Origin of the sequence: Parabacteroides sp. CAG:2 (assembly GCF_000436315.1) — a bacterium.
Lineage (GTDB): Bacteria > Bacteroidota > Bacteroidia > Bacteroidales > Tannerellaceae > Parabacteroides > Parabacteroides distasonis.
The window spans coordinates 1-5,928 of the sequence record NZ_FR885304.1 but is presented as its reverse complement, the minus strand read 5'-3'; the positions used below and the strand labels follow the sequence as shown (position 1 = coordinate 5,928).

6 protein-coding genes are annotated in these 5,928 nt (G+C 49.1%); all 6 read right to left on the bottom strand.

What is annotated here, in order from left to right:
- A partial coding sequence (locus tag QVP94_RS11340; protein ID WP_502685443.1) for a plasmid recombination protein occupies positions 1-300 on the bottom strand: 300 nt, incomplete at its 3' end.
- 201 nt (positions 301-501) lie between these two features.
- The gene (locus tag QVP94_RS11335) at positions 502-1,566 is read right to left on the bottom strand and encodes a DUF6371 domain-containing protein (protein WP_022192639.1); all 1,065 of its coding nucleotides are present in this window, start codon (positions 1,564-1,566) and stop codon (positions 502-504) included.
- Positions 1,567-1,722: 156 nt separating this feature from the next.
- Complete coding sequence (locus QVP94_RS11330) at positions 1,723-3,111, bottom strand: DUF3987 domain-containing protein (protein WP_015532742.1); 1,389 nt, start codon at positions 3,109-3,111, stop codon at positions 1,723-1,725.
- Positions 3,104-3,541, bottom strand: coding sequence for a helix-turn-helix domain-containing protein (locus tag QVP94_RS11325; protein ID WP_117682222.1), 438 nt, complete (start codon positions 3,539-3,541; stop codon positions 3,104-3,106). The genes QVP94_RS11330 and QVP94_RS11325 overlap by 8 nt, the downstream gene beginning before the upstream one ends.
- Before the next feature lie 134 nt (positions 3,542-3,675).
- The gene (locus QVP94_RS11320; protein ID WP_007833336.1) at positions 3,676-4,812 is read right to left on the bottom strand and encodes a DUF6043 family protein; all 1,137 of its coding nucleotides are present in this window, start codon (positions 4,810-4,812) and stop codon (positions 3,676-3,678) included.
- A gap of 51 nt (positions 4,813-4,863) precedes the next feature.
- The coding region (locus tag QVP94_RS11315) for a site-specific integrase (RefSeq protein ID WP_288213256.1) at positions 4,864-5,928 on the bottom strand (1,065 nt) is incomplete at its 5' end.

Below are 5,928 nucleotides of genomic sequence, written 5' to 3'. Positions count from 1 at the left end.
AATTTTCATCATCTGTTCATGTGTTCCGGTCAGCATTACGCGTATTGCCTTTGTCTGGTTCTTGCTGACTTTGCGGCGCAGCCCGACGGTCTCGATGCGGCGCTGTATCGCCTCGGTGCGATTGGACACGCCATCGGAAAATCTGACCAACTCACGGTTGAGATGTGTCCGGTCTGCGTCGGCATTGACCGGCACATAAACCTTTCCCTTGGCATCCTTTCTTTCTATATGGCATGACATTCCACTGTCATTACCGCTGCCACGCTGCAGGTGGCAGACAGCGTATTGTGTATTGCTCATATCTGTTCGTTATTTTATTGTTATTCTTGTTGTAAAATCCCGTTAGACAGCCGAAGGCATACCCGGAGCCTGAGGAGTATCCTCGGTTTATGGGCTTTTTGACTGCCGGACGCGAAGCGGAGGTGGTGAAAATGCCCTAATAAGCTACGGGATTTTACAACCCCATTTTCATGGAACAGCGAGCTGTCCGTTGTGCCTCCTTCATTCCATCTTTCCTGCATCTACCAGTTCGAGTTCAAAGGTGTCGATGAAGGTCTGTAACGCGGGATTGAGTTCTATCATCTTCTGTAGAATCATCTGCGGTGTATCTTCCATCAGGAGGAAGTCGGCGATGTCCAGTCCCCGACTACGCTGTTCATCGGTCGCCATCTTCTCCAACAGATCGGAACAGGTGGCAGATTTACAAATGGACTGTAGCATCTTGGCTTTGCACCGCCATTCACCCGTTGCCTTGAGGTCGGGGAAGAGAACCACATCATGCCCTCGTAGTACCTGCATGGCCTCGCTGTTGAAGCTGCCGTGCATCCCTCCGGTGGCGAGCCATACCAAATCAGGGATGAACAATGCTGCAATCAGTGCTGTTTTCTCGCTTTCTACAATGCCAACGGTTCTTGCCAGAGATGAAGTATCAGCCAGCAGATGCTCACCGAACAGGCATTGTCTCATGTGGAACCCCGGTATCTTTCTTACCGAATGTACCCAGCTGACCTGACTGAATGGCTGCTTGATACGATGTCCGGTTGTTGCATCATAGCCCATAATCTTGCCAGCCCGGACATTACCGTTGACATCAATCTGCCAGAACACAGTCGCACCGTGCCACATCTTGGATGTACCGACCTTGTAGAGATTGAACAGCCGTTCCGTTTTCTCTTTACCTGCCACAATGGTCAGGTATCGGTATAAAGGGTTGATGTCAAACCTCTGCATGGACAGCTCCACCCAAGCATAAGGAAGATAAGGAATCTGTGGCTGTGATTTAGGTGATGATTTTACTACTGATTTTATGACTGTTGATGTAACATTGCCATACCCATCTTGTCCGGTCAAAGTATCCTTGACAGCAGGGTTGTCATGAAAATATTCTCTGGGTGTATAGTGGTAGCCGCAACTGTTGATGTGGTCACACTTGCCCACATTGCCGGGAAACGAAACCTGCCCTTCCTCGTCAACGTACCGGGTAAAACAGGCTTTCCTGCCGCATCCGGGACAGACGGTCTTGCTGCCCGGACTGTATTTCTGGAGATGGAATCTGTATTCACTCATAGCTATCTCTTTTTGATTCCTGCAAACCGAAAGGTTATTTGCAGTCTGCAGTCCTTGCAGTTTTGCAGGATTTTTCCGTTTTCAATAACTCGAAACTGCAAGACTGAAGAAACTGCAAGCTGCAACAGGGGGCATTTCATTGCAGTCTTTGGTTGATTACTCATTTTCATTTATGGAGTATTTGCCGGATCCATACATGACTTTCTCGTAATGTCCGGCTTTCGCTTTCCGCAGAAGACGGCTGTGGCATAGTTCCTTGAGATAGTTCATCACAGTACGCTCGCTGACACCCTGCAATTCTTTGCCTATGGCAATGGCCGTCTTTGTATCAAAAGTATCAGGTAGCAATGACAGCAACACCTTCGGTGGCTCTTCACAGGTGTCGTTCGCCACGAAGGAACGGAGACGGATATATGAATCCTCGAAGTAGTCATTCAGACGTATGGCGGCTTTCACTGATGCCATATCCACAAATTGCAGATGGCTTTCATCGGAAGCATATCGCAAGACCTGAATTATCAGAGCCAACCGTGCTACATGAGTAGGATGTTTCATCTCTCGGCTGTCCACCTCGGCATCATTCTCTATTTGATTGATACGCTCCACTTTCCTGTTCCACCATGAGAAAAAGTATTCCTTGGCATCTCTGGCCATAGACAGCACATGAGGTATCCTTTCTTCCGCTTCGGCTTCATAGTCCAAGGCAAGAACCTTGTTCAATATGTTCTCCCACCGTGTTGCAGCCAAGGAAGTCATCTCCCCGTCATCGTCCCGGTTTATCCACTTTGATATTTCTGGGGACTTGGGCATAACGAACAGGATGCGGTCAAGCAGTCCGTTTTCCTCGAATCCCTTTCTGAGAAGTTCATGTACACGCTTGGTCTGTGTACCCCCGATGATGTTGATGCACGGATGTTTTATGTGGACGGGAATGGCGTTGTTTACCCTTGTCACGTCCAAAGCTCCGCCACTCCATGCGGTAAGCAGCTGTTCTATGAGCTGTCCGTTCGTGTAGCGGTTGGCGGAGTTGAACATGCCCATTATCTCGTCCACCAGAATGACCACGCTTCTCGGATTGTTGTTGTGCGTCAGCATTAGCGATTCGGGTGTGAAGTCGGACACGATGGTACGTTTCAGGACAGGCTTCCTCCCGTTTTCTCCTGCCGCCTTCCATGCTTCCATCTCTGCTGCATACGCCTTGAACAGGGCATAGTCATGCTTCCGTATAGGACGGTATGCCGCCTCCAATGGCGGTGTCTTGCCCAGTCCGGGCCTGCCTACCAGAATGATGTACAACGCACCGTTGCTCTGCCAGTCACCCTTGATACGGATGCGGTATGTGCCGCCCAATGCTGCGGACACGGCCGACAGCATGGACGTTGCGATAAACTCCGTCTTGTAGTTCTCATATGTGGCCATGTCGAGTATGATTGACTGTACGGTCTGCGGAAACACAGCCAAGGGGAAGCCTGTGTCTTCGGTATGCTCCGCCTCCATGCGTATCCGGTTGCACAGTTCAAGCCGGGGGTTCTTCATGTCATCCATTTCTCTTCTTGCAATAGGATGTTACACTCTCTGACTTGCCTCCCGTCTGCACACGGCGCACATCGGACTTGGCATATATGTTCTTGTTGCCGACCTTGACCGGGACAAGATAGCCGCGCTTCGCCCATAGGTTGAGCGTACCCTCGCACACGTTTAACAGCTCACGGACTTGCTTCGTATTCAGCCAGCCTTCTTCCGCTTCGCGCTGCATGGCAGCCTTGTGTTCTTCCTGCTGCGCCATGATGGTGCGCTGCACGATGGATTCCGCAAACATTTCAAGGTCTGTGGGAGTGACTTCCAGTTTTACGTTCGCCCCCTGCTCGACCAGACTTTCAATAGTAATCATAAATATCAGCTTTTGAAGTTTTTGACGGCCATCTTCAAAAGTTCCCTGATGCTCCGCTTCCGATGGCTTATAAAAGAGAAGCACCGCCAAATCCTCGGGAAAAGGATTGACGGTGCAAAAGTATATATGAATTAAAACAGATTGATATATAATGGATTGTCTTAAATTGTCATGACAATTCAAGTCTGTATGACCATATAAAACGGCTTTATTTTACTCTATTCTACCATATCTGTTTCTTTATCCGTGCCGATAATATTTCTGATTGACCCCACTAATGTCTGGAACAACTCCCGGTTCTCGTCACTTTCGATAAGCAGCGCCGACTGGTCTTTGCCGTCCTTGATGACGTGCCTTGTCGTTTTCAGAGACCCGACCGCCTGCCGTATGGCACTCTCGCTTTTCAGCGTCAGCAAGTCCGGGAATTGCAAGGCCAGTCCTGTGCTGTATTCCTTGGCCGTATGCATACCGGCAACCAGGCGCAACTCCTTCAATACATAGAACGGCAGTGCCTGATGGACGGCATTTGTATTGACAGTGACAAAATTGCGGATGCATTGTATTACAGCCTCCTTGTTCTCGCAGTCAAGATATTCCGCAAGTGGCCGCTCCTGTATCTTTTTCTTTCCGGCTGTACGTTGTGCTGTTGTTGTATCAATATTGGTTTCCTCTAAATTTGTTGTACAGGCGTTATTGTCATTGCCAGCCTTCATTTCATCTGTGACGGACTGTAACGCCCATTCACCGATATTGCCTTTCCTAATGGCATCGTTCATGGAAAAATATCTGTCCCAGTCGGCTTTGGTGCGGAAACCGTTTTTAATGGATACATCTATAATCTGTTTGGCAACAAAAGAGCAACTTTGCCTGTCGGCATTATCCACTTTCGGGTGCTTCATCTGCTTGTCTATCATGCTGACCATCGCCTCGAAACTCTTGCCGTAATACAGCCAACTCAGTACAAGCGGTGCCGAAAGGGTAATATGTCGGTACTTGCCGCTAAAAAAGGATTTTACCCTGCCCCATAATGAAACCAGTACCGAATCGTTTGAATTATTGTTTTCCCTTTGCTTCTGAAACGTCTCCACAATCTGTTTTGGCACAGATTCCTCCTTGAACAGCAGGTCTATATCGTTGAAATCATCCTTACTGTCATCGTTCCAGCATAACTCCCATTCCGTTTTGATTTTAGGCAGTTGCTTGAATATGCTCCGGCAGATGGCCAGGTACTGCCTTTCGTCACCGTTTGTCATCAGGCGTGCGAAACGGCAATATTCCTCCCTGTGAGTGTTTTTCCACTGGAGAATATCTGCCTTAAACTGTTCGTATGTCAGTTTATGCTCGTCCATATTCATGCTGCTTTATCGGGTTGAATATAAATAGGGTATAAGAAATGAGGGAAACGGTCAATCCAACAGGTTTACCAGCTCCTTCTTCATCTCGTCATCAATCTTGCGGTATCTGGCGAAAGCCCGGCTTCCTTCCGAATGCCCCGACATGGAGGCAATCAGGTTCGGGTCCTTGACCTGCTTGTAAAGGTTGCCTATAAAGGTTTTCCGTGCCGTGTGGGTGGTCGCCACCTCATATAAAGGCTTTGCCACATCCTCGCGTGTCTTCGGGTCAAGCACCCTGACCATACGGTCGATGCCCACATACTTGAGGATTTCCTTTATCTTCCTGTTGTAGCCGAAGTGAGAGAACCGGGGAAGCAGCGCGTCTTCCAGATCCTTGTACCGTTCCAGTATATCCAGTGCCTTTTGATTCAAAGGAACTCGTACCGTGTTGGCGTGTTCCAGTTTGGTCTTTTGCGGGATATACTCCACACAGCCGTCAACGATGTTCGCCTTGGTCAGCCTGTTCAGGTCGCTGACACGGCAGCCGATAAGGCACTGGAACATGAATATGTCACGGTAGACCGGATAGGTTGCACCCAATCCGCTCAAATCGGCATAGTACACTTTGTCCCGCTCTTCAAGAGTAAGATAGAACGGGTCACCATACATGGGCTGGGTAATCTGGTACTGGTCAAACGGATTGTTTCTTGTCAGTCCGCGCTTGATGCACCACTTGATGACGGTACGGATGCGGTAGAGACTGCCCGACATGCTGTTTTCGGAACGCTTCTGCTCGACATTGCGGCGCAGTTCGTTCTGATAGAATGCCGGGTACATATCCACATACCTGTATTCTTCCTGTATCCAGAACTTGAAGTCCCTTATGTCATCTGCCGTGATGGAGTCGATGCAGAGGTGGAATCCGCGCTGGTGCATGACCTCGTGCCGGAAACGCTCGTAGCGCAGCACCTTGTTGAGATTGTCCAGATGGTGCTTCATGCTGTCGTGCGCAAGCGGAGTCTCGTCGATATATTTTTGTATCTGATATGACAGCAGGTATTCTTCTGCCTTGTTTCCGCCCCTTGCGTTGATGTTGGGATGGTGGTATTCCTCTATCAGCCCTTTCAGCCAGTTGCC